We start from the raw sequence: 23,908 nt of genomic DNA, 5'->3' as shown, positions 1-23,908 counted from the left end.
CTGGTGGCTGGTGGCTGGTGTCGGGCTTCGCGGTGTGGCGGGTGGGGCGTGGCGGGTGGGGCCGTACCGGCCCGCAGTGACCGGCCCGGCTGGTTGTGCGCTGCGACCTGGCCGCGGCGGGTGGGGCCGTACCTGCCCAGGGCCTCGCCGGTCTTGGCCTCAGTGTGGTTTTGTGGCGCGGATGACGGCTCCGTGCATGCCGGGTGCGACCTGGTGGGTGAACTCCACCGAGGCGTCCGCGAAGCCGACGGCCGCGAGGCCATCGAGGTACTCCGACCGGGAGAGGGCTCCTGCCACGCATCCGACGCGGGAACCCCGCTCGGCCCGCTCTGCGGCGCTCACCTCGTCCTCGGCGACGACGTCGGAGACCCCGATCCGGCCGCCGTCGGCCAGGACGCGGAACATCTCGGCGAGCACCGCCGACTTGTCGGTGGAAAGGTTGATGACGCAGTTGGAGATCACGACGTCGACCGAAGCGTCGGGCAGCGGTACCGCCTCGATCGTCCCCTTGAGGAACTCGACGTTGTCGGCCCCGGCCTCGGCGGCGTTCGCCCGCGCCAGTTCCAGCATCTCATCGGTCATGTCCACGCCGTAGGCGAATCCGCTCGGTCCGACCCGGCGGGCCGAGAGCAGCACGTCGATGCCACCCCCGGACCCGAGGTCGAGCACGCACTCGCCCTCGTGCAGATCAGCGACTGCCGTCGGGTTGCCGCAGCCCAGGCTCGCCAGGACGGCGTGGGTGGGCAGACCACTGGTCTGGGCCGCGTCGTAGAGCACCGACCCGAAGACTGTCCCGACCCCAGTCGACACGGCTCCGGTCGCCGGGGAGGGCTCGCAGCAGGAGCTGGTCGCGGTGCCACAGCGACCTTCGGCGACAGACCGAGCGGCGTCCGCGTATCGCTGACGCACCGCATCCCTGGCAACTTCGCCCATGTCGGTCATACCCACTTCCCATCGACGTACGTCTATGCGATCCATCCTGTCGCAATGCATCGACGGCTGTCAATACGAGAGGTAGGCTGTACCCCATGAGCACGGTCGCGAACACGAGTCCTGACCCCGCCGACGCCAGCTGCTGTGGATCGTCCTCGTCGACGTCCATCGCGCTCGCCGCCCCGGTGGACGCCGACCGGGTCGCCCAGGTGTTCAAGGCGCTGGGCGACCCCACCCGGGTGAGGCTGCTGTCCCTGATCGCCACCAGCCCGGAGGGTGAGGCCTGCATCTGCGAGCTGACCGGACCCGTCGGTCTCTCGCAACCCACCGTCTCCCACCACATGAGGCAGCTGGGCGACGCCGGGCTGGTGACGCGCGAGCAACGGGGGAAGTGGGCCTACTTCCGCGTGGTCCCCGCAGCGCTGGAGGACCTCACCAGCGCACTCGGCCCCATCCTGTGGACGCCACGGAGCTGAGCTCTCCGCCGGTGTGACCCGGGGCGCTGAGCGTGCTCGCGCGGGAGGACTTGACCTTGATCCCACATCAACCCTGCATCCTGTTCGCACGCGCAGTTCGCACGGGACGGCCGTCGTACGTGGTCGGCCCCGGGACGAGGAGGGGACACATGTCGGGAGTCGGTGCATGGCTCGGGGTGACCACCGCATGAACGAGCCGGTGATCCAGGTGTCGGGCCTCGAGAAGGCATACGGTGACCTCGCCGTGCTCAGGGGCGTGGACCTCAGTGTCGAACACGGGTCGATCTTCGCCCTGCTCGGCTCCAACGGTGCGGGCAAGACCACGCTGGTGCGCATCCTCGCCACCCTGCTGAAGGCCGACGCGGGGACCGCGACCGTCGCCGGCTTCGACGTGGCACGCGAGCCCGCCCGGGTGCGTGAGTCCATCAGCCTCACCGGTCAGTTCGCCGCCGTGGACGAGATGCTGACGGGCCGGGAGAACCTGGTGCTGGTGGCAAGGCTCCGCCACGTCACGGACCCCGGCCGGGTCGCCGAGAACCTGCTGGCGCGGTTCGCCCTCGTCGACGCGGCCGATCGACGGGCCTCCGAATACTCCGGGGGGATGCGCCGCCGCCTCGACATCGCCATGAGCCTCATCGGGGACCCTCCCGTCGTGTTCCTCGACGAGCCAACCACCGGCCTCGATCCCGAACGGCGCATCGAGGTGTGGAAGGTCGTCGAACAGCTCGCCTCCGACGGCACGACCGTCCTGCTCACGACGCAGTACCTCGACGAGGCCGAGGAACTGGCCGACCGCATCGCGATCCTGCACCGGGGACGGATCCTCACCGAGGGCACCCTCGAGGAGCTCACACACCTCCTGCCACCCGCGAAGGTCGAGTACGTGGTGAAGCAACCCTCCCTCGAGGACGTGTTCCTCGCCCTCGTCGGCAGCAGCGACACCGGGGCACCCGGCACGGACGAGGGGGAGTGACCCCGATGGCCGACACCTTCCTCTCCGACACCGCCGTCCTCACCGGCCGCTCGATGAAGCACGTCACGCGCAGCCCCGACACCATCATCACCACCGCGGTCATGCCGATCGCGATCATGCTGCTCTTCGTCTACGTGCTCGGCGGAGCCGTGGACACCGGACGGGGTGGGGGCGCGGGCGGGTACATCGACTACGTCCTGCCGGGCATCCTGCTCATCACCGTCGGCATGGGGATCTCCTACACCGCCTACCGGTTGTTCATCGACCTGCAGGGCGGCATCTTCGACCGCTTCCACTCGATGCCGATCGCACGGAGCTCGGCGCTGTGGGCCCACGTCGTCACCTCCGTCGTCGCGAACTTCGTGTCGGTGGCACTGGTGGTCGCAGTCGCGCTGGCGCTGGGCTTCCGCACGGGTGCGGGTGTGCTCGCCTGGCTCGCGGTCGTGGGCATCCTGTTCCTGTTCATCCTGGCGCTCACCTGGGTCGCGGTACTGGCGGGCCTGTCGGCGAAGTCGGTGGACGGGGCCAGCGCCGTCCTGCAGCCGCTGATCTTCCTACCCTTCATCAGCTCCGCGTTCGTGCCGACCGACTCGATGCCCGGCCCGGTGCGCTGGTTCGCGGAGCACCAGCCGGTGACCTCGATCGTCAACACGATCCGTCAGCTGTTCGCCCGGCAGCCCGTCAGCAGCGACATCTGGGTCGCGCTGGCCTGGTGCGTGGGGATCTTCGTGGTCGCGTACATCGCCGCCATGGCCGTGTACCGCAGAAGAATCTCGTAGGGGAGACTGGTCGTCATGCTCACCATCGGTCAGCTCGCCTCCTACACGGGGGTGACGGTGGCTGCCGTCCGGCACTACCACCGGATCGGTCTGCTGCCCGAGCCTGAGCGCGACCGTTCCGGCTACCGCAGCTACGACGCCGGGGCGGTGGTCCGGCTCATCCGCATCCACGCCCTCGCCAGTGCGGGCGTACCACTGGCGCAGGTCGAGGGGCTGCTCGACGCCGGGCCGGAGGAGTTCGCCGCCGAGGTGCGGGGGATCGACGCCCGGCTGCGCGCCGAGGTGCGTCGCATCCAGGACACCCGCAGGCGCCTGGCGCAGCTCGCGGCCGGCGAGCACCTCGCCCTGCCCCAGAGCGTCGTCGGCTACCTCGACCGGCTGCGGGGTCTGGGGGTGAGTGAGCACTACATCGAGCGTGAGCGTGACGCCTGGATCATGGTGGCCGCGCAGTTGCCCGACCGGATCGACGCGATGATGGAGGCCAAGCACCGCGACCTGGACGACCCGGACATCGTGAGGCTCTACGAGTTGTTCAGCCAGGCGCTCGGGTTCACCGCCGACGATCCCCGCGTGGTTGAGGCCGCCGACATCCTCGACCGTGTGCTCACCCGCGCCGCCGAGCGTGGCGAACTCAATGTCGAGGGGTTCGACGACCCGTTCATCGACCTCATGGACACGACGATGGCCGAGTCGGGCCCGGCTGCCACGCGCCTGTTGGAACTGCTGGCCGAGCGCGGCTGGAAGGGCTGGACACGCTTCGAGCGCACCGACGACGGGCGGTGACCGCGGGGCGGACCAAGTCCCCGGGGACCGTGCGCGTCCGGCGGGGCTCGGTCCGTCCCCATTGACGAGGGCGGCCCCTGTTCCCCCCGCGCCATGTGACCCACGTCGCACTACGATCAGGTATGGGCACTCTCAGCTTCACCGCGACGATCTCGGTCGATGGGTACGCCGCCGACGCCGACGGCGACTTCCAGTGGTCGGCGCCCAATGAGGAGGTCTTCGACTTCCACGTGGAACGCATGGGGGCTGTCTCCACCGAGGTGCTCGGGCGCAGGACCTACCAGTTGATGAGGTACTGGGAGGCCGAGCCGGAGGGGGAGGAGTGGGGCGAGGCCGAGCGGGAGTTCGCCCGCCGCTGGCTGGCCCTGGACCTAGTGGTCGCGTCCTCGACCCTCGGTGAGTCCGACCTGGGGGAGGGGAGCGTGACCCTCGTGCCCCACCTCGACCTGGAGGAGCTCCAGCGCATCGTCGACGATGCCGAGGGGGAGGTCGAGATCTTCGGACCGACAACGGCGGCGGAGGCCATCCGCGCGGGCCTGGTGCGGGACTTCAGGTTCTTCATCGTCCCGAAGACCGTGGGCGGCGGTCTGCGTGCACTGCCCGACGGCTGCAGGCTCGCGCTCGACCTCGTGGAGCAGCGGACCTTCGAGAACGGGGTCGTGCTGCTGCACTATCGCGCTCGGTGAGTAGGCCAAGGTGATCACACTCTGCAAAGTGCAATTTCCTGTGCCGTCGCGCTCGCCGATCCTGGCGAGGATGGTGCTGCTCGGCTGAGTAATGGAGCACCTGACGCGTATCCCGAGGCGAATCTTTTGGCACGGAGGTTCGGAATGTCGCTGACGGAACAGAGGTGATGTTGAACGAGGACCAATGACAAGAGGTGCAACCGTCCTGCAAACAGAGCAATTCAATCATGTCGGCCTCCGCCGTTGGTGCAATTACCTGATCGAGGTCAGGCTCAACGGCCCCTCCGTGCCCTGTAACCAGTTCGGTCGTTCAAGGGCGTCTGCCCCCTCATGTGACTGCTCAGCGAGTCCATGTCCGTCGCGCGGCAACGGCATTGAAGAACTCATCGCGAACGGATAGATCGATGGAACACATACAGCTGTGTCTTCGCCGCGTGTTACAGTTTCTTCGACGCAGGCGTCATTGCATCGGGCTTCGACACCAACTCGGTCCGGTCGAGTTCGGCCAAGCCTGAGCTTTGACGAACTCGAGATCCGATTTGGATGGAGACGAATGAATACTGATGATGATCTGAACTTCGGTAGCCTGCTGAGGCGATTTGACCTAAGTCCCGTTCAGTCCACTCGTTTGGATCCGAACATCTTTCAGATCTCAGGATTTCCTCGACGCGAAACGGTTGCGTCAAATGTGTGGGCATACTTTCTGGACCCGTCTGAGTCACACAACATGGGTACATTATTCCTCGAAGCGTTTGAAGCCTGTCTAGATCGAAAGTCTGCGGCGGCGGGGAAGGGGAGGATCTCTCTCGAACGGACGGAAGCAACAGTGTTCTCGGTCGCCCAAGAATACTCGGAAGGAAGCCCGACGCGAAATCGATTGGACATCCTTGTTCGATCGGCGAATACCGTGATCGGTATAGAGAACAAGGTCGACGCGGAACTGTACAATCCTCTCGATGATTATCGGGAGAAAATTCGCAATGCCCCTATTTGGTCTGACGAGATGCAATCGGACAGTGAGGGTGACATTCGAACTGAACGGCTTGTCATTCTACACCAGAAAAGTCTCGATCGCTCGGACCTTGAGCTGATCAACGAGGATCCTGACCTCCTTGAGATCTCTTACGACGAGTTCTTCGAAGAGATTCTGAGGAGGATTGGTACACATCTGATGGATGCTCATCCTCGAGCAACTGAACTTTTTCACCAATTTGTCGAGAACTTCTCTGAGGAGAGAAACATGAGGAACCTTGAGGAACTGGACGCTGCAATAGGACAGTTCCTTCGGCAGGTTGCAGGAAGTGAGCAGCAGTTCTTCGCGCTTCGCAGATCTCTTCGATCTTACCTCGACGGTTGCAATCAGAAGCTTTCTGATGTGGATACCATCGTTGAGCAGCGATTCGATGCTGCTCCGGTCACGGGGTACACCTACGGGCTCAAGCATCCAAAGCTGCACGGTGAAGAGAGACGTATTCGTGCCGTGGACGGTGAGATTCGATTTGCCCAGTGGCATGAGCACATGCTGACATCCATCGATTCAAGTGAACGAGATATCTACTTCTCGGTGTTCATGCCGATCGATGCAGGATTCGATCGTGTGACGGATCTGGATCTGAGCGAGATCATCTGCTGTGCTGGACGTGATTGGAACAACGCCGACCCCACTAGGACAAACGTTAGACTTGGCGTGAGAATCACAGATCCGCCTGAGGAGATTGCCGAGGTCATTTTCTCGAGGATCAATGGCATTGTCGCGGAGCAGGAACAGAGTATTGGTTCCTTCTTCTACCTCGGCTAGAAGGATCCTGATCGCAAGATTCTTGTCTCCTGCACTCGTGGCCGAGTGAAGACAGGGCTTCGTTGGTGAGCTAGAACTCCGGATTCCTCACGCCAACACCACCTTCACCCCCGCCTCCCGGAACTTCTCCACCGCCACCGGGTCCGCCTCGTCGTCGGTCACCAGTACACCGATGTCGGCGGAGTCCAGGATCCTCGCGAACGCGAACTCACCCAGCTTCGAGTGGTCGGCGATGACCACCACCTGCCGTGCAGCCCTCGCCAGTGCTGCATTGATCGCCGCCTCGCCCTCGTGACGGGTGAAGATGCCCTTGCCAGCCACGATCCCGTGGACCCCGAGGAACGCGGTGTCGACGGAGATCTGGGGGAGTGACAGCTGCGCCAACGGCCCGACCAACTCATACGACTGCGCCCTAGTGACCCCACCGGTCACGACCACCCGCACGTGCGGCCGCACCGCCAGGTCTGTGGCGATGTTGACGGCATTGGTGACCACGGTGACGGGCCGGTCCGCGAAGGCCGGCTCAGAGGAACTCCGGATCCCCAACTCCAACGCCATCCCCGTCGTCGTCGTGCCACCGTTGAGCGCGATGACCTCACCGGGGCGCACCATGGCCACCGCAGCCTGGGCGATGCGCAGCTTCTGCTCGCCCTGCTTGGTCGCCCGGTAGCGCAGCGGCAGCTCGCCTGAGGACGCATTGGCCAGGGCGCCACCACGCGTGCGGGTGATGAGCTGCTGGGAGGCCAGGGCGTCGAGGTCCCGGCGGGCGGTGGCGGGCGAGATGCCGAGTTCGCGCTGGATCTCCTCCACGCGCACGGACCCGCGTTCGATCACCAGGTCAACCAGTCGGGAGAGTCGGTCGTGTCGATTCGTTGCCATGGGTCTCCGGTGGGCGCCCCGCCGGTGCGGCGCGGTCGCGTCGTCGGTTCCCGCTGTCGGGGCTCCTCCCGATCCTACGCGTGGGCGTCCGCAGCACGCCGTGGCGTCGCCCGCCCGATCTGCCGGTGCGCGGTAGCCTGTGCCAGTACCCGGCGTCGGCTCCCGGCGCCCGTGACGCATCGGCATCGCGCCCGGCGTCAACGATCCAGCGTCGCGTGGTCGTCCCGAGGTGGCGACGACCGGAGGAGGACCCCGTGGCACCCAGCACCCACCGCCGCTCCATCGGCATCATGGGCGGCACCTTCGACCCCATCCACCACGGGCACCTCGTGGCGGCCTCGGAGGTCATGAACGTCTTCGGACTGGACCAGGTGGTCTTCGTCCCCGCCGCCATGCAGCCCTTCAAGGCGGGGCGGCGCGTGACGCCCGCCGAGCACCGCTACCTCATGACGGTCATCGCCACCGCCGCCAACCCGGACTTCACGGTCTCGCGCGCGGACATCGACCGCGGCGGCACCACCTACACGATCGACACCCTCACCGACATGCGCCGGGCCAACCCGGATGCCGACCTCTTCTTCATCACGGGTGCCGACGCCCTGGAGCAGATCGCGGCGTGGAAGGACTCCGACCAGCTCTTCGAGATGGCGCACTTCGTCGGGGTCACCCGCCCCGGGCACGTCCTCAAGGCCCCGGGTCTGCCCCACGAGCAGGTGTCCCTGCTGGAGGTGCCGGCCATGGCGATCTCCTCGACCGACTGCCGCCAGCGCGTGCGCTCCGGCAAGCCCGTGTGGTACCTGGTGCCCGACGGGGTCGTGCAGTACATCGGGAAGCACCAGCTCTACCGCGATTGACGAGGGCGACCGCGCAGTCGCGCTGCGGGTACGGTGGGCCCGCGGTCTGCCGTCCGGGGGCGAGTGTGGCGGTCGAAGAGACTGGGGAGTGACCGGCGACACACGCCGGACCTCACACGGTTGCGTGCATCCCGTCATGGCACACTGGAGGTGTCAGGAGCCATTGAAGGACGGAGGGCATGTGACCTGCAGCCAGGAGACCCAGGACATCATCCGAGTGGTGGCGGCAGCCGCCTACGACAAGCTTGCGACAGATCCAGTCCTCATTGACGTCTCCGAACGACTGCTGCTGGCCGATGCCTTCGTCATCGCTTCCGCGCCCACGGAGCGTCAGGTCCGCGCCATCGCGGAGAACGTCATGGACGAGGTCGCCACCGAACTCCACCTCCGACCCGAGCGCATCGAGGGTCGCTCGGATGCCCGCTGGATGCTGTTGGACTACGGCGATGTCGTGGTCCACGTCCTGGTGGAGGAGGACCGCGCCTACTACGCCCTGGAGAAGCTGTGGGGCGACCAGCCCGCCCAGCACCTGGCAGATCCCGGTGCCGAGGCCGACCAGGCACATGTGAGGGCCGTCTGACACGGTGAGTTCTGCAGCCCGCATCGTCCTGTTGCGCCACGGACAGACCGACTACAACGTCCAGGCGCGCTTCCAGGGAGCCTCCGACTTCCCCCTCAACGTCACCGGCCGCCGTCAGGCGGACCGGGCGGCGGCCGTCCTCGCCCAGCGCCTCACCGCGCGCGCCAACTCCGTGGGCCTGTGGGCCGACGGTGGTGGCAGTGGGGGAGTACGCGTGGTGAGCTCGCCGCTGATCCGAGCGCGGGAGACCGCAGGGCGCGTGGCCCGGGCGCTGCTCGAGGCCGGTGCCCTGCTCGAGGGTGAGGACGGCGCAGAGGTCTATGTGGACGAGCGCCTGAAGGAGCGGGCCTACGGCCAGTTCGAGGGTCGCACACGCGACGAAATCCGAAACGATCTGCCCGAGGCATTCGCCGAGTGGAGTGAGACGGGGGAGAGCGCTGCCGCCGGCATCGAGGACTCCGTGGTGGTGGGGCGACGCGTGGCCGAGGCACTGCTGGACCACGCGCACCAGGCCACGGCGGGCCAGACGGTGGTGGCCGTGGCCCACGGCTCAGCGATCACGCGCGGACTGCTCACGGTGCTCGGGCTGGACCCGGCGACCTTCCAGGGGATGCGCGGTCTGGACAACTGCCATTGGTCGGAACTGGTCCCGGACCAGCGTCACGGGGTGTGGCGCCTGGCGGCCCACAACCTCGGTGCCACGGAGGACCGCATCGGCGCGTGAGCGTCAGCACGAGGTGCGGCATCCGGGCTGCGTCCGTGCAGGTCGGGGAGCGTTGCCCGAGCGGTGCGTGACCACCAGCACAGCCAGCCGATTTTGTGCCCGGGCGACTCTCCGGGTACAGTTGCCTGGTCGCCGCGGGAACGCGGAGACTCCCTTCGGGGCTATGGCGCAGTTGGTAGCGCGCTTCCATGGCATGGAAGAGGTCGGGGGTTCGAATCCCCCTAGCTCCACAGGCTTTGTTGCGGTGGGCGTCTCGAGGCTTTCAGAGATTGCACTTGATTGCCCGCTCGTTCGCTTTCGATGAGCATTGAAGTGTTGTGGACCGAGTCCCCAGGACTAGCAGTCCCGCGAGTAGATTTGACCGGTCAGGCCCTCAATGCCGATGCGGACTCGACGGTCGTGCTGAAGTGCCGAAATGTGAAGGCCAAATGTCCTATTATCGGGCTAGCTACAATCGTCACAGTCTGGTATCGGAATCCGGGTGGAGGCGCACCGCTTCAATGAAGATTAGTCGATCGCGGTCAACGTGGGTTGACAGCAGTGTGTCTGTTCTGTCAGCCATCTCTTTCTGTTCCATCAGCCCGCGACCAGCCAGATGAGTGACGCGTTATCCAGCTATCAAGCCAAGTACTACGCTCACGAGCTGCAGCGTAGCTACGCGAACGATCACGTCGGCAAGCTCGCCGGGCTCCTGTTCGACGCCCAGGTGGAGCCGAAGCCGCACCAGATCGACGCCGCCCTGTTCGCTCTGCAGACACCGTTCCTGCCGGGCGTGATCCTCGCCGATGAGGTGGGCCTCGGTAAGACGATCGAGGCGGGCATCGTCATTTCGCAGTACTGGGCGGAGCGACGTCGCAGCATCCTGATCGTTGCCCCGTCGAGCCTTCGGCAGCAGTGGCAGCAGGAGTTGTACGAGAAGTTCCTGATCCCCTCGTCCATCCTTGATCCGAAGACGAAGGACTCGCTGCTTCATGCTGCGGGCGGTCGCTCGGCGCAGGTGCTGATCTGCTCCTATGAGTTCGCGCTGCGGCATGAAACCTCACTGCTCAAGGCGTGGGATCTGGTGGTCGCGGACGAGGCGCACCGGCTGCGCAACTACTGGACGGGCAAGACGAAGGCTGCCGAGGCGGTCGCACGCATCGTCAAGGGCGCACACAAGACGGTGCTGCTGACGGCGACGCCGCTGCAGAACAAGCTCGAGGAGCTGTACGGGCTGGTCTCGATCTTCGACCCTGGCTACTTCTATTCACTCGATGCCTTCCGGGAGCGGTACGTCAAGAATCGCGACCTCGGTGGCGATGACGATCTGGTGGAGCGTGTCGCCACCGTCTCGAAGCGCACGCTGCGGCGCGATGCGGACAAGTACATCCACTTCACGAAGCGCCTGCCGCTGACGGTCGAGTTCACCCCGTCGCCGGACGAGGCGCGGCTCTACGACCTGGTGAACGACTACCTGCAGCGCGACGAGCTGTTCGCCTTCGCGGGCAGTCAGCGTCACCTCTCCGCCCTGATCATCCGCAAGCGTCTCGGCTCGTCGACCTACGCGGTCGCGAGCACGCTGGAGAACATCGCCAACCGTCTGGCCGATGAGGTTGCCGCCGGGCAGCGCCGCGACGGCCGCGGTGGCCTCGTGGCAGCAGACTTCGCTGTCGACGACGAGATCACCAGCGAGGAGCTGGAGGAGTCCGACGAGATCGACGGCACGGACACCGGTGCCCGTGCGTCGTCGTTGCCGGTGGACGAGTCGCTGCTGGAGGCGATGCGTGCCGAGGTTGCGGAGCTGCGCGAGTACGCGGCCCTGGCTCGTTCGATCACCGAGAACCAGAAGGCCGTCAAGCTCGGAGAGGCGCTCGACCTCGGCTTTGAGCGGCTGCGCGAGCTGGGTGCTCCCGAGAAGGCCATCATCTTCACGGACTCGACGAAGACGCAGGAGTACATCGCCCGTTCGCTGCGTGAGGCCGGTCGCGGCGAGGGACTCGTCCTGTTCAACGGGTCGAACAACGGGCAGGAGCAGACCGCGATCTACCAGGCGTGGCTGGAGAAGAACAGAGATGGCGACCTGATCACCGGCATCGCCGCCGTGGATCGGCGCAAGGCGCTCGTGGACTACTTCCGCACCGAGGGCACGATCATGATCGCGACCGAGGCCGCAGCGGAGGGCATCAACCTGCAGTTCTGCTCGATGCTCGTCAACTACGACCTGCCCTGGAACCCGCAGCGGGTTGAGCAGCGCATCGGACGCGTGCACCGCTTCGGGCAGAAGCACAACGTCGTCGTCGTGAACTTCTCGAACAAGGGCAACATCGCCGAGCAGCGCATCCTGGAGCTGCTGACGAACAAATTCCAACTGTTCTCCAGCGTCTTCGGTGCCAGCGACGAGGTGCTCGGTGCGATCGAGGACGGCCTGGACTTCGAGAAGACGATCAGCGACATCCTCACCCGCTGCCGAACCGCCGACGAGCTGGATGCCGCGTTCCGGGAGCTGGAGGCGCAGTACGCGGGCGAGATCTCGCGCGAGATGGCCAGCGCCAAGGCGAAGGTCTTCGACAACCTCGACCCACACGTCCAGGATCGACTCAAGGCGTATGACGCCCAGTCCGGTGAGGTGCTCAACAAGTTCGAGCGCCTGCTGCTCGCGGTGACCCGGCACGAACTCGACCAGCACGCCACCTTTGAAGGCGACGGGCGCACCTTCGTGTTGAACCGGTCGCCCGTGCAGGACGCACCGACCGGGCGCTACTTCTTCAAGTCTCAGCCGCTGGAGAACGCCCATCAGTACCGTTACGCGAGCCCGCTGGCCCAGCACGTCGTTGAGACCGCCAAGACCCACGACACCCCGGCGCGCGAGCTGACTTTCTCGCTGAGCCAGTCGAAGCGCGTCAGCGGCGCAATCCGCGCACTGGAGGGCACCAGCGGCGAGCTCACCGTCAGCGTTGCGACCTTCCGTATGAGGGCGCGCGATGAGGACGTCTCCGAGTCCTACATGCTCGCCGGCGCACTGACTGACGACGGCCGGTGGCTCGATGAGGAGTATGTCGCAGACATCCTCGACCTCGCCTGCATCGAGATCGGCACACAACCGGTGGTGATCGACGAGGGCCGCTTCATGCCGCATCTCGACTCTCGACGGGCTGAGCTGGAGAAGGAAGTCCAGGGGCGCAACTCTCGCTACTACGACCAGCAGGAGGAACTGCTCTACCGCAACCAGCAGGATCGCAAGGCCGAGCACGAGGGTGCCATCCGCGACTACCGCGCCAAGGAGAAGGAAGCCCGCAGGCTCGCCCGGCAGGCCGACGACCCGATGGAGCAGCTGCGCCTCAAGAAGGAGGCCCGGAAGTGGGAGCAGCGTGCTGAGGAGGCCGACGAGGACTTCCGAGATACGCGCAAGAAGCTCCGGGCTGAGGCTGACAAGTACCTCGAGCTGATCGAGCAGTCGCTCCAGGGTAGGCAGGAGACCGAGCACCTGTTCACGATTCGCTGGCGGATCGCCACATAGACCACGGGTCATTCATAAACCCGACGCAAATTGTTAAAATCATGAAAGAGAATCACCCGAATGACTGACGAGATCTTCGAAACACCATCCACTACTCCGAACTTCCAGACCGAGCTGGCAGCGCAGCTTGCCGATCTGATTCCCGAGGCCATTGCCGATGGCAAGGTGGATGTCGAGAAGCTCAAGGAACTGCTCGACGTCGACGCAGCCGATGTCAGTGAGCGGTTTGGACTCTTCTGGCCCGGCAAGAAGCGAGCCCTCCGTGCGGCGCAGGAGCCGACCACAGCGACGCTGAAGCCCGACTTCGAGAACTCGAAGGACTGGGACACGACGCAGAACGTCTTCATCGAGGGCGACAACCTTGAGGTGCTCAAGATCCTGCAGAAGCACTACCACGCGAAGATCAAGCTGATATACATCGACCCTCCGTACAACACCGGCAAGGATTTCGTCTACCCGGACAACTACAAGGAGGGCCTCGACACCTACCTCGAGTGGACGCGCCAGGTCAACGAGGAGGGCAAGAAGGTCACGACGAACGCCGAGACCGAGGGCCGCTACCACTCCAACTGGCTCAACATGATGTATCCGCGCCTTAAGCTCGCGCGAAACTTGCTTACTGATGACGGCGTCATCTTCATCTCAGTGGACGACAATGAATTTGCGCATCTCCGCAAGGTTTGCGATGAAGTGTTCGGCGAGCAGAACTTTATCGCTTCCGTTGTCTGGCAAGGGGGCCGTAAGAATGATTCACGCTACATCTCTGTAGGGCACGACTATCTGCTTGTCTATGTTCGCAACGAGGGCTGGCTTCGTGAGCAAGAGACTCGCTGGCGAGAGCGCAAGCCGGGAGTTGATGACGCCTTGAATGCGGCGAGAGACTTCTGGGAGGAGAGCGGACACGATGCAACCGTCGCAACTAGGCGTTTTCGCTCTTGGCTCTCTAAGCAGTCGCACCTCACCCCAGCAGTGACGCGATTCAAAAGCATCGACGATCATGGTCGTGTGTACAATGCCGACAAGGATCTGAGTTGGCCTGGTGGCGGCGGTCCAAAGTATGACGTTCTACATCCAGTCACGGGAAAGCCGGTGTCGATATCGAGCCGAGGATGGGGCGTCACAGAAGAGCGCCTCAAGGAACTCATTGAGGCCGATCTTGTCGAGTTTGGTCCAGACGAATCTAAGATCCCCAGGGGAAAGACTTTTCTCGAAGAACTTGATGACCAGGTTGTCGAGTCCGTCTTCACTCAGATTCGTACGACGGCGGCGCAACGCCTCGCTCGCCTTATTGGGTCAGGCATATTTGACTTCCCGAAAGATGAGCACGTCCTCGCTCGCTGGCTCAAGTTGGCGGGGGGAGACGACAAAGACGCCATCATCCTCGATTTCTTCGCTGGCTCGGGCTCCACTGCGCATGCTGTTATGCAGCTCAATGCGGAGGATGGTGGAAGGCGGCGCTCCATCTCTGTTCAGCTGCCTGAGCCTACCCCTGACAAGTCCGGCGCGCGGAAGGCTGGCTTCGCGACCATAGCTGATATTGCTCGCGAGAGAATACGCCGAGCCGGTGACAAGATTCGCGAGGAGTACGAAGAGCTGATCTCTAAGCGCGACGCACTATTTGATGCCGGTTTTCGTGCTTACAAGCTCTCCGATACGAACTTCGCCAGGTGGCGGCTGTCGAGTGACGTTGAGGAGGATGCGCTGCAGCAGCACCTGCTCAGCCTTCGTGACAGTGCGACTGACTATGCGACTGCCGATGAGCTCCTTACCGAGATCCTGCTCAAACAGGGTTACTCGCTTACCGAGGCGATCTCGCCCGACCAGGTTGCTGGTCTCGATGTCCGGCTCGTGCGGGATCGCGACGGTGACATCGCCGTGCTGGCGTACCTGGATGAGCACGTCAAGCCGACGCTCGAGCAGCTTCGTGCGCTTGTGGACGAGTCTCCGACGCGGATCATCGTGCTCGAGGATGCGTTCCAGGGCGACGACGAACTCAAGACCAACCTGGCCCAGCTCGCAAAGAGCAAGGGCATTGAGCTCTGGACGGCGTGATCGTGGACGACATGGCGGTGCTTCTGGTTGCGATGCTCGGTGGCATCGCAGGCTCTATGCTGACAGCGCTTGTGAGCCTGTCAATTCCTAGGTCGCAGCGCCGTCGTGATGCTGCGCTCGCCCTTTGGGATTATCACTACGCGCTTGCCGCCTACGCCGCGAGTGAGTACGAGTCTGTGATCGACGAAGTGCCGCTCATTGGAGCGGACTTCGCTGAGGTCAGGCGCACGTTGCGCGCCGCTTACCCCTTTTCGGGCTACTTGGGTGCGCACGTTCGCAGGAAGCTTTTCGAGACAGCGAGCATCGACCCCGGGCCATCAAGGGGAATTGACCTAGATGACTCGCTGGGTGCCGCAGGGGAGATCAGTTCAATGGCAGATTTGCTCCGCATCGAGTTGGAGTGGGTATTCCCGCTGCGTATGTTTGGTCGGCTGCGTGCATTCCCGTCGAGAGTTCGTGGGATGAAGTCATGACACGTTCTGGATTCCAGTTCGACGCCAGTCAGCCGTATCAGCTGGATGCGATCGCATCCGTTGTTGACCTGTTCGATGGGCAGCCGAAAGATGCGGAGAGGCTGGTCACCACGCTTCGAGGCGAAGTTAGTGTTGCCATCGACACAAGCACCGAACTTGAGGGGGTCGCGATCCATGCAGCACGTGAGGCTGAGGTTGCGGCTGAGATTGGCGCGGTCGGTAACAGTCTCGTGCTTGATCAGGACCTGATCCTTGCGAACCTGCAGCGAGTGCAGGATCGCAACGGGCTTGAGGTTGCGTCGGCGCTTGCGGGAGACGCGCTCGACTTCGACATCGAGATGGAGACCGGTACGGGGAAGACCTATGTCTACCTGCGCACGATCTTCGATCTGGCCGTTCGGTACAACTTCACGAAGTTCGTGATCCTAGTGCCGAGCGTGGCGATCCGTGAGGGTGTCAGCACGAGCATCCGGCTCATGCGCGAGCACTTCGAGAACCTCTACAAGCCGCAGGGCATCACCTTCGATGCCTCGATCTACAGCGGCAAGAGCGCCGAGGAGGTGCAGTCGTTCGCAACGTCCACGAACGTGCAGATCCTGATCATGACGATCGATTCGATCCGTGGCAATGCGAACACCCGCATCATCCACCAGACCCGCGACAGGCTGAACGGTCTGCGTCCGATCGATTACCTGAAGGCGACCCATCCGGTTGTCATCATGGACGAGCCGCAGAACATGGAGTCGCAGCTCTCTCAGTCGGCGGTCGGTGAACTCGATCCCGTCTTCACTCTGCGTTACAGCGCGACGCACAAGAAGCAGCGCAACGTCGTCTACCGGCTCGACCCGGTCGATGCCCACGATCTCGGTCTGGTGAAGCAGATCGTCGTGGCTGAGGTGGCCCAGCAGGGCGCGGACGCGACGCCGTATGTCAAGCTGGTCGAGGTGCGGCGTGAGCCATCCTGGTCGGCCCGGCTGGAGCTTTCCTGCCGTAAAGCCGATGGCTCGCTTGAGCGGCGGGTCATGAGCGTGAAGCAGCACCAGGAGCTGTCGGATGCGCGCCTGACGAGCAACCCAGTCTACGAGGGCTGGCGCATCAACGAGATGAGCATCGAGCCTGCTTACGTCGACCTCACCTCGCACGGCTTCCTCTATGAGGGCGAGAGCATCGGTGCCTCGGCCGGTGCGATCTACAAGGAGATGATCCGCGAGACCGTGCGCGAGCACCTGCGCAAGGAATCGATGCTCCGCGCCAAAGGTATCAAGGTGCTCAGCCTCTTCTTCGTCGACAAGGTTGCCAGCTACCTGGGTGACGGTACGAACAACGAGGATGCTAACGGCGACTTCGTGCATTGGTTCGATGAGGTCTTCGTCGAGGAGCGCGCGAAGTCTGGGCGTTACCAGGAGTTGCTGCCACAGGCGCCGGGTGAACTGCGCCGGGCGTATTTCTCTCAGATCAAGCGCGGCAAGAAGATGACCTTCCAAGACTCGTCCGGCACCACCAAGGCCGACAACGACGCCTATGAGCTGATCATGCAGCAGAAGGAACGGCTGCTCGACGAGAACGAGCCGGTTCGGTTCATCTTTAGCCACTCTGCCCTGCGCGAGGGCTGGGACAACCCGAACGTTTTCCAGATCTGCACCCTGCGCGAGATGGGTGCCGAGACCGAACGGCGCCAGACCCTCGGTCGCGGACTGCGCCTGCCCGTCGCCAAGACCGAGGACGGTTACACCCGTGTGTCTGACCGTGGCATCGCGACGTTGACGGTCGTGGCGAACGAGTCGTACACGAGGTTTGCGGATGCGCTCCAGCGTGAGTACAAGAACGTTGGGGTTGAGATCGGCCGGGTGCGCCGGGCCGAGTTTTCGAAGATCCCGCTGCAGGACGAGAACGGTGCGCTCACCGGCGACAAGTTCGGTTACCAGCGTTCGGTCCTCGTGTGGAATCACTTGAGAGACAAGGGGTTCCTCGACAAGGACGGGACCGTCATGCCGAAGTTCCGGCCGAATGAGCTCGGTTTCGACCTCGGGCTTCCGCTTGACTTCGTCTGGGCTGAGCCGATCATCATCGAGCTGGTCGAGCGCGCGAACATCGGCAAGTACGTCAAACCGGTCAGCAAGCGTCAGCCGCGAGTGCTCAACAAGCAGCTCTACGCGACTCCGGAGTTCGAGGAGTTCTGGGAGACGATCAGCCAGAAGACCACTTACCGCGTGCGGGTAGGCCGCGTCCAGCTGATCGAGAACGCCGTGCGCGCGATCCAGAAAGCGCCGAAGATCGACGCGCTGCGGATCCAGGTCACCCGCGCGGGAGTCAAGGTGCTGCGAGGTGGCGCTAGGGGCGAAGAACTCGGCACCCGTTCGGCCGATCTCAAGGGCAGTTACGATCTGCCAGACATCATCACGGAGCTACAGGAGGCAACCTCCCTCACCCGCAAGACCATCGTCGACATCCTGATCCGCAGCGGGCGGCTGAGCGAGTTCATCGGCAACCCGAACGACTTCATTGCGATGGCCAAGCGTGCCCTCCAGAGTGAGCTGGCGAAGATCGTGGTTGAGGGCATCCAGTACGAGCGGATCGTGGGCTCGGTCTACGAGCTGCGCGAGCTGCAGAAGGACGGCGCGGAGGAGAGAGAGCGGTTCCTCGACCAGATGTACAAGGTGCAGCACGCCCAGAAGACCGACTTCGACTACGTGGTCTTCGACTCCGACGTGGAGCGCCAGTTCGCGGAGTTGCTCGACTCTCGTGAGGACATCAAGCTGTTCATGAAGCTGCCCGCGAAGTTCAAGATCGACACCCCCGTCGGCCCGTACAACCCAGACTGGGCGATCATCAAGCAGGAGGACGGCGAGGACCGGATCTACATGATCCGCGAGACGAAGAGCACACTCGACGACTCGAAACTCCGCCCAACTGAACTCGCCAAGATCAAGTCCGCCAAGCGCCACTTCGAAGCCATCGGCATCGATGACTACGCACGGGCAGTTCCGGGAGCGTGGCGGATATGACGAAGCAGAACACGACACAGGTGTCATTGATCAAGATTGTCTACTTCGATGAGGAGTCGGCATCCGACTTGCTGGATATCGTGGCCGGCGGTAAAGAGACTTCTGCGAAGGAATCGACCAAGGAACGGGCCGCTGAAGTTGAGGCCGAGGCGCGCGCGAAGGCCGCTGCGAAGTTTCAATGGCTCCCGTTCTTCGGAGGATCGGCGGAGGCCAGTGCCGCCGCGAGTGCGTCGGCGGTCGGGCGCAGCATCCTGAATAAGACCCTCTCGAACACCATCCTGACCGACTACCTCAGCAAGCTTGATGACCTGAAGGGCATCGAGCGGCTGGATGGCTTAACGGTCACTGCTCGCAGCGACTCAGCGGCGTATATGAAGATGTACACGCCCTATTTGGCGATGCTCAAGATCGATGAGCTACCCGTCAATCTTGCCGAACTGGATAGCGCGCTGACGTCAGCAAAGGGCTATTACGAGCTCATCGGACAGAGCGCGGACGGCGCGAAGCGCATCTTGCGCTTCAACATCCAGGCGTTCCGCAACAACTACGGGCTCGTTGACCTTGGTCGCATGCGACTCGTGTTTCACGGTATCCGCGTCGGCAGGGCGGCAGAGTCCAGCCTGACGATGCAGGCCGAGATGGCACCGGGTGCTGAGCCCGCACCGCTGACAGGCCTGGACGTGGTTGACGGACCTTCAGCAGACCCGAGCACGCTTCTCGAGGTGTACGACGTCATCCTTGCGGGAGTCGAGTATGGGGAGTGACACGAAGGTCACCGTCTACTACGGCCCTCTTGCATGGTTCGAGAAGCAACTTGGCAAGGGGTCGCGACGATACCTGCTCGATGCGGTCAACGAGCGCGACGAAGCCAGGCGCCGCATCCGGCATACCGTCGACGGGCAGGAAAGTGCTGAGGAGGAGCCGCCAGCGCCGCGGCCAGACCGCCTTGTCGCGATGTCCAGTGACTACGCGAGCGTCCATGAGCATGCCATCACCAACTTCGTTGGTCTCGTGCGGGAGATCAATCCGAAGCAGCTGCTCCTGCACAACCCACCGGAGCTCATCCATACGCAGCTTGACCGGGTGTTCAAGACGAAGGTGGAGTCGTTTACCTACCCGGTCGTCACGCGTGACACTCTGATCCAGTTCCGCGACGGCTTCGCTGATCATCTTGTCGGCCAGCAGAGAGTTCGAGAGCGGATGCTGGCTGCCCTCTACCCGCTAACGACGGATCGACGCGCCAAGCCGGTCGTCCTGATGTTCTACGGCCCGTCGGGCGTCGGCAAGACGGAGACTGCCCAGTTCATCAACGGTCTTTTGGGCGGGAAGCTACTGCGCAAGCAGTTCTCGATGTTCCATAGCGACAAGTTCGCCTCCTATGTCTTCGGCGGCACCCACTCCGAGAGTTCTTTTGCGCGGGATCTGCTTGACCGTTCCTCGGGCGTGATCCTGATCGACGAGTTCGACAAGGCCAACTCTGTCTTCCATAGCGCCTTCTATGAGGTCTTCGACGAAGGGGTCTTCGAAGATAAGAACTACCGGGTACAGCTCGGCCCAGCGCTGATCATCTGCACCTCGAACTACGGCTCGGAAGACGAGATACGTCAAGCGCTCGGGGACGCCCTCTACTCGCGCTTTGATGCACTGATCCCTTTCGAGCCGCTGTCGCCCGATGAGATCAAGCAGGTCATCGATCGGCTGGTAGATGGTCGTCTTGAGGCCCTCTCGCCCGATGAGCGAGCAGCGCTCGACAGCGACGAGATCAAGTCTTTGCTCCACGCTCGCGCGAGCAGCACTGGCAACGTCCGCAAGCTCGGAAAGCTGGTCGATGAGGTCATCTCTCTGGTGCTTGTGCGTTCAATGCTCAGGGACGCGCCAAACAGCAGCAATGCAACCAAGACGAAGGACGCGGCATGAGCGACGAAGCACCCACCGACGTCATTAGTTCCGGGGAGGAAGCCGAGTCGGGGACGGCGGAGTTCCTGGACCCCCGAGCGCTACTCGTGGACTGGGCTAACGCGAATGACGAGTGGGCGCGTCTGCTGGTCTCTGAAGTCATTGCGACCGGCCGCGCGGTCAGCACTTCGACCACCGACAAGGCGTATCAGCTCTTCCGTCAGGAGAAGGCCCTCGACAAGCGCGAGCTGCCCGCAGTAGAGAGGATCGACATCGTCGCCAGGCAGGACGAGTCGGCGCCACCGTTGTCCCTGACGCGCCTGTCGGAAGTACGCGGTGTCAATGCTCTCGTCTCTGGAGCGGTGATCGAACCACACGAGGGACTCACGATCCTCTATGGCGAGAACGGCACCGGCAAGACTGGCTACTCCCGCATCTTCAAGGCGCTGGCAAATAGCCGCACGGCGGACACCATCCTCGGGAATATCGAGGCTGACTCGTCAGAAGATCAGGCCGCCAAATTGGACTTCAAGCTCGGCGACGAGGCGCAAGCGCTGACGTGGACGGGAGAACGCGGTGTCTCGCCGTTCACACGGATGTCGATCTTCGATAGCCCAGCAGTTACGACCCATGTCGATGACGATCTCGACTACGTGTATACGCCGGCCTCGCTGGCACTGTTCAATCATGTTACGGCCGCAATCCAGGCGGTCGCGGCTCAGATCGATGTCTCTGTTGGGGCGCTCGACACAGGCAGTTCCGGCCTCCTCGCTCGGTTCCAGCGCGGCTCTACTATCTACCCGCTGATCGAGACCCTTGGCGCCTCCACCGACCTCGCGGATCTCAAAGCGAAGGCAATCACCGGCGATGACGTCGACACAAAGCTCGATGGACTCGCCCAGGCAGTCGGCGCGTTACGAGCGAACACCATCGGCACGCAGATCACCGCGCTCAAGGCCGAACAACGTGTCCTAACCCAAGCTGCTGCCGCCGCCGAGGCACTCGTGGCTTTCGACGCAACCGCCTACAACGAGGCGCTCGCCAGACGGACTCAACTCACGTCGGACTTCGAGACGTTCCGGTCTGAACTCTTCGCGGCCGCAGATCTCCCTGCCGAGCCTGATGATACCTGGAGCGAGTTCATCGAGGCTGGTGAGACATATCGGCAGCACCTCGTCGAACTTGAGGCTCACGACTCGGATCGCTGCCTCTACTGCCGTCAGCCGCTGCTCGACTCCGCCCGAGATCTGTTTTCAAGGTACTCCGCGTATCTCGAAGACAAGATCTCGGCCGACCTCCGATCTACCGATGCCGTCTTAGCGGAGCTGAAGCGCCAAGCCGCCGCGGTGCAGAGCAATGAACTCGTCGCGTTCCTGACCGAGAACAGGGACACCAATGACCAGCCGTCCTACTTCGCTTGGGTAGACACGATCGAAGGAGCACGGAGCGCCCTTGCGGCAGCGGCGACCTCAGGAGCGCCCGCCAACCTCGCTCTTCTGGAGCTACTGAGCCAGCCCAAGTCTGACGTCGACGAAGCGCTGCTGACGGTTGGCTCCAGCCTTATAAACCTGGAGGAGCAACAGCAGAACCGGACGCAAGCGCTCGCAGACAAGCAAGCCGAGTATCTCGAATACAAGGATGCCGTCGAGCTCGGGAAGTCCTGGGCTCTTGTTGAGGCGCAGGTCAAGAACGCGAAGGAAGCCGATCGGCTGAAGACCCTGAAACGACCACTGCCGCAACTCGCTAGGACGGTGACGGCGCTCGCCAAGACTGCTAGTGATCAACTAATCAACCAGAGCTTCGACGCGCTCTTCCTCGAGGAGTGCGATGCCCTGCGTGCGCCTGCCCTGAAACTTCAGTTCGTCGGACGCGAGGGGAAGGCCCAGCGTCGCAAGGTCATGAGCGGTCGACACAAGCCGTCGAAGGTGCTCTCCGAAGGAGAGCAGAAGGTGCTGGCACTTGCCGACTTCTTAGCAGAGGCGAGGCTGTCCGGCATCACAGCGCCGGTGATCTTCGACGATCCCGTTTCGAGCCTTGACCACCGTCGCGTCAACGAGGTCGCGCAACGCATCGCGCGGCTGGCCGAGGAGAACCAGGTCATCGTCTTCACACACGACATTCTGTTCGCCACCACGCTCCTTGGCCTGTTCGAGAAATCCAAGCGGTGCGCCTACTTCCAAATCACCGACGAGGACGGCAAAGGAAAGGTCACACGAGCGACTGGCCCGCGCTGGGACACCCTCAGCGGCATCAAGGGAAAGATCAATAGCACAATCCAAGCGGCTCAACAGCAAGATGGCGAGGCGCGCGATGCGCTCGTTCGTGTCGGCTACGGCTGGCTTCGCTCCTGGTGCGAGGTATTCACCGAAACCGAGCTTTTGCAGGGAGTAACCCAGCGATACCAACCGAACGTCGGCATGACACGCCTGCCCAACATCAACACGACAAAGCTGGACGAGATCATCCCCAAGGTGACTGACGTCTTCGAGGAGGCGTGTCGATACATCGACGCACATTCGCAGCCGCTTGTAACTCTTGGGGTGACCCCGACGCTTGCAGGTCTGGAGCAGCACTGGGCGGAGCTTCAAGAGCTCAAGAAGGTCAACGATGGCAAGTAATGCTGTGCTTTCGAGCTGCAGGACCAGCAACACCTTTGTGCGACACGATCCGATCGGCTGAGCCATCATGAAAAGCCGATACGACGACGAACTGACCATGCAGCAAAGCCTGAACCTGGAGCAGGACTCGGATTCAGCGAAGCACTTACTTTCCTACGGCGTTCGCACACTCAGAACTGCCGCGTTCATCGAAACGACTCGCGATCCAATCATGACGATGCTCTCGATTGGCGTCGAGAAACTCCTGAAGCTTTCACTGGGGCTTCTCCACGTTGAAGATAATCGGCGTTGGCTGTCCCTGGAAGTTCTCAAGAACGAGTACCGCCACGACCTCATCAAGATGGAACGTCTTCTTCGAGAAACGATTCAGGAACGAGCCGATCGAGCAACGCATCGATACTACGTTGATCAAGCGTTGACGGCCGTAGAGAACGACCCCGTCTGGCCGCCTCTCGTCGCCGCGTTGAACCGCTATGGCAAAGAGGGGCGCTTCTTCTATCTCGATGCGCTTGCCGAGAACCCGCAGCGAGAGGAAAGCCCACAATCATACTGGGATGTGGCTGAAAGGGCTGCGCTCGAAGCCGAGCCCGGTTTGAATAGTTTATTCAGCCGGATGATGTCGGACTTCTCGCTCTCTGACGAGTTCTACCACCGGCTCAACGCAAGGGTCGCAGACAGCCTGCAGAGGTGGTGGGATCTTGTCGCGATGGCAGCAGTTCAGGGTGTTCTGGGTGAGAGAGGTAAGGCGTGGGGACACGGTATTAAAGCAGTCGGCCGTCAGATCGTTGGTGACTAGTTGAGTATTCGCGGGTTTGAGGGCTCTTCGTCATTCAGCGTGGTTTGGTGAGGCTGGTCTGAGCGGTTTGCAGCGCTGAGGGGGTGTGTCGGTGCTGGGGAGAAGGG

The 23,908-nt window shown here is 63.1% G+C and carries 19 protein-coding genes and 1 tRNA gene; 18 read left to right on the top strand and 2 right to left on the bottom strand.

Going from position 1 to position 23,908, the window contains the following annotated elements:
- Window positions 1-159: 159 nt before the first annotated feature.
- Complete coding sequence (gene arsM / locus TA90_RS12420) at window positions 160-933, bottom strand: arsenite methyltransferase (RefSeq protein ID WP_197067907.1); 774 nt, start codon at window positions 931-933, stop codon at window positions 160-162.
- A 95-nt stretch (window positions 934-1,028) separates the two neighbouring features.
- On the opposite strand from arsM, the gene TA90_RS12415 reads away from it, so the two are divergent.
- From TA90_RS12415 to TA90_RS14005, 6 genes are all read left to right on the top strand, one after another.
- Window positions 1,029-1,409, top strand: a complete 381-nt coding sequence (locus TA90_RS12415) for an ArsR/SmtB family transcription factor (protein WP_043536924.1) — start codon at window positions 1,029-1,031, stop codon at window positions 1,407-1,409.
- A gap of 187 nt (window positions 1,410-1,596) precedes the next feature.
- On the top strand, window positions 1,597-2,382 hold the full coding sequence (locus tag TA90_RS12410; RefSeq protein WP_043536948.1) for an ABC transporter ATP-binding protein: 786 nt from the start codon (window positions 1,597-1,599) through the stop codon (window positions 2,380-2,382).
- 5 nt (window positions 2,383-2,387) lie between these two features.
- The gene (locus TA90_RS12405; protein WP_043536946.1) at window positions 2,388-3,161 is read left to right on the top strand and encodes an ABC transporter permease; all 774 of its coding nucleotides are present in this window, start codon (window positions 2,388-2,390) and stop codon (window positions 3,159-3,161) included.
- Window positions 3,162-3,176: 15 nt separating this feature from the next.
- A complete protein-coding gene (locus TA90_RS12400; protein ID WP_043536922.1) occupies window positions 3,177-3,944 on the top strand; it encodes a MerR family transcriptional regulator in 768 nt (255 codons plus the stop codon).
- Between the two features lie 122 nt (window positions 3,945-4,066).
- Window positions 4,067-4,630, top strand: a complete 564-nt coding sequence (locus TA90_RS12395) for a dihydrofolate reductase family protein (protein ID WP_043536920.1) — start codon at window positions 4,067-4,069, stop codon at window positions 4,628-4,630.
- Between the two features lie 553 nt (window positions 4,631-5,183).
- Window positions 5,184-6,428, top strand: coding sequence for a PD-(D/E)XK nuclease family protein (locus TA90_RS14005; protein ID WP_074015404.1), 1,245 nt, complete (start codon window positions 5,184-5,186; stop codon window positions 6,426-6,428).
- An 87-nt stretch (window positions 6,429-6,515) separates the two neighbouring features.
- On the opposite strand, the gene TA90_RS12380 is transcribed toward TA90_RS14005, so the two are convergent.
- Entirely contained in the window at window positions 6,516-7,307 is a 792-nt protein-coding gene (locus tag TA90_RS12380; protein WP_043536944.1) for a DeoR/GlpR family DNA-binding transcription regulator, read from the bottom strand.
- Window positions 7,308-7,561: 254 nt separating this feature from the next.
- On the opposite strand from TA90_RS12380, the gene nadD reads away from it, so the two are divergent.
- From nadD to TA90_RS12320, 12 genes are all read left to right on the top strand, one after another.
- Window positions 7,562-8,161 (top strand): nicotinate-nucleotide adenylyltransferase, encoded by a 600-nt coding sequence (nadD, locus tag TA90_RS12375; RefSeq protein ID WP_043536915.1) that lies wholly within the window; start codon window positions 7,562-7,564, stop codon window positions 8,159-8,161.
- A gap of 181 nt (window positions 8,162-8,342) precedes the next feature.
- Window positions 8,343-8,741, top strand: a complete 399-nt coding sequence (gene rsfS, locus TA90_RS12370) for a ribosome silencing factor (RefSeq protein WP_043536913.1) — start codon at window positions 8,343-8,345, stop codon at window positions 8,739-8,741.
- Window positions 8,742-8,745: 4 nt separating this feature from the next.
- Entirely contained in the window at window positions 8,746-9,465 is a 720-nt protein-coding gene (locus tag TA90_RS12365; RefSeq protein WP_043536912.1) for a histidine phosphatase family protein, read from the top strand.
- Between the two features lie 157 nt (window positions 9,466-9,622).
- A tRNA-Ala gene (locus tag TA90_RS12360) sits at window positions 9,623-9,695 on the top strand.
- 365 nt (window positions 9,696-10,060) lie between these two features.
- Window positions 10,061-12,961, top strand: coding sequence for an SNF2-related protein (locus TA90_RS12355; RefSeq protein ID WP_043536910.1), 2,901 nt, complete (start codon window positions 10,061-10,063; stop codon window positions 12,959-12,961).
- 60 nt (window positions 12,962-13,021) lie between these two features.
- On the top strand, window positions 13,022-15,013 hold the full coding sequence (locus TA90_RS12350) for a site-specific DNA-methyltransferase (RefSeq protein ID WP_052450865.1): 1,992 nt from the start codon (window positions 13,022-13,024) through the stop codon (window positions 15,011-15,013).
- A complete protein-coding gene (locus TA90_RS12345; protein WP_043536909.1) occupies window positions 15,010-15,486 on the top strand; it encodes a hypothetical protein in 477 nt (158 codons plus the stop codon). The genes TA90_RS12350 and TA90_RS12345 overlap by 4 nt, the downstream gene beginning before the upstream one ends.
- On the top strand, window positions 15,483-18,491 hold the full coding sequence (locus tag TA90_RS12340; protein WP_043536907.1) for a restriction endonuclease: 3,009 nt from the start codon (window positions 15,483-15,485) through the stop codon (window positions 18,489-18,491). The genes TA90_RS12345 and TA90_RS12340 overlap by 4 nt, the downstream gene beginning before the upstream one ends.
- On the top strand, window positions 18,488-19,255 hold the full coding sequence (locus TA90_RS15690; protein ID WP_043536905.1) for a DUF6414 family protein: 768 nt from the start codon (window positions 18,488-18,490) through the stop codon (window positions 19,253-19,255). The genes TA90_RS12340 and TA90_RS15690 overlap by 4 nt, the downstream gene beginning before the upstream one ends.
- Window positions 19,245-20,408 (top strand): AAA family ATPase, encoded by a 1,164-nt coding sequence (locus tag TA90_RS12330; protein ID WP_043536903.1) that lies wholly within the window; start codon window positions 19,245-19,247, stop codon window positions 20,406-20,408. The genes TA90_RS15690 and TA90_RS12330 overlap by 11 nt, the downstream gene beginning before the upstream one ends.
- A complete protein-coding gene (locus TA90_RS12325) occupies window positions 20,405-23,005 on the top strand; it encodes an AAA family ATPase (protein ID WP_082031693.1) in 2,601 nt (866 codons plus the stop codon). The genes TA90_RS12330 and TA90_RS12325 overlap by 4 nt, the downstream gene beginning before the upstream one ends.
- A gap of 67 nt (window positions 23,006-23,072) precedes the next feature.
- Window positions 23,073-23,801 (top strand): hypothetical protein, encoded by a 729-nt coding sequence (locus TA90_RS12320; protein ID WP_043536901.1) that lies wholly within the window; start codon window positions 23,073-23,075, stop codon window positions 23,799-23,801.
- The last annotated feature ends 107 nt before the right edge of the window (window positions 23,802-23,908 follow it).

The sequence above is a fragment of the Actinomyces polynesiensis genome, assembly GCF_000820725.1.
GTDB classification, from domain to species: Bacteria; Actinomycetota; Actinomycetes; order Actinomycetales; family Actinomycetaceae; genus Pauljensenia; species Pauljensenia polynesiensis.
This window is presented reverse-complemented; position numbering and strand designations above follow the sequence as displayed.

What these genes read in the sequence shown, in the direction of transcription:
- arsM (WP_197067907.1), bottom strand. Translation starts at nt 933, where the DNA reads ATGGGCGAAGTTGCCAGGGATGCGGTGCGTCAGCGATACGCGGACGCC.
- TA90_RS12415 (WP_043536924.1), top strand. Translation starts at nt 1,029, where the DNA reads ATGAGCACGGTCGCGAACACGAGTCCTGACCCCGCCGACGCCAGCTGC.
- TA90_RS12380 (WP_043536944.1), bottom strand. Translation starts at nt 7,307, where the DNA reads ATGGCAACGAATCGACACGACCGACTCTCCCGACTGGTTGACCTGGTG.
- TA90_RS12325 (WP_082031693.1), top strand. Translation starts at nt 20,405, where the DNA reads ATGAGCGACGAAGCACCCACCGACGTCATTAGTTCCGGGGAGGAAGCC.
- TA90_RS12355 (WP_043536910.1), top strand. Translation starts at nt 10,061, where the DNA reads ATGAGTGACGCGTTATCCAGCTATCAAGCCAAGTACTACGCTCACGAG.
- TA90_RS12400 (WP_043536922.1), top strand. Translation starts at nt 3,177, where the DNA reads ATGCTCACCATCGGTCAGCTCGCCTCCTACACGGGGGTGACGGTGGCT.
- TA90_RS12320 (WP_043536901.1), top strand. Translation starts at nt 23,073, where the DNA reads ATGAAAAGCCGATACGACGACGAACTGACCATGCAGCAAAGCCTGAAC.
- TA90_RS12330 (WP_043536903.1), top strand. Translation starts at nt 19,245, where the DNA reads ATGGGGAGTGACACGAAGGTCACCGTCTACTACGGCCCTCTTGCATGG.
- TA90_RS12405 (WP_043536946.1), top strand. Translation starts at nt 2,388, where the DNA reads ATGGCCGACACCTTCCTCTCCGACACCGCCGTCCTCACCGGCCGCTCG.
- TA90_RS12410 (WP_043536948.1), top strand. Translation starts at nt 1,597, where the DNA reads ATGAACGAGCCGGTGATCCAGGTGTCGGGCCTCGAGAAGGCATACGGT.
- TA90_RS12395 (WP_043536920.1), top strand. Translation starts at nt 4,067, where the DNA reads ATGGGCACTCTCAGCTTCACCGCGACGATCTCGGTCGATGGGTACGCC.
- TA90_RS14005 (WP_074015404.1), top strand. Translation starts at nt 5,184, where the DNA reads ATGAATACTGATGATGATCTGAACTTCGGTAGCCTGCTGAGGCGATTT.
- TA90_RS15690 (WP_043536905.1), top strand. Translation starts at nt 18,488, where the DNA reads ATGACGAAGCAGAACACGACACAGGTGTCATTGATCAAGATTGTCTAC.
- TA90_RS12350 (WP_052450865.1), top strand. Translation starts at nt 13,022, where the DNA reads ATGACTGACGAGATCTTCGAAACACCATCCACTACTCCGAACTTCCAG.
- TA90_RS12340 (WP_043536907.1), top strand. Translation starts at nt 15,483, where the DNA reads ATGACACGTTCTGGATTCCAGTTCGACGCCAGTCAGCCGTATCAGCTG.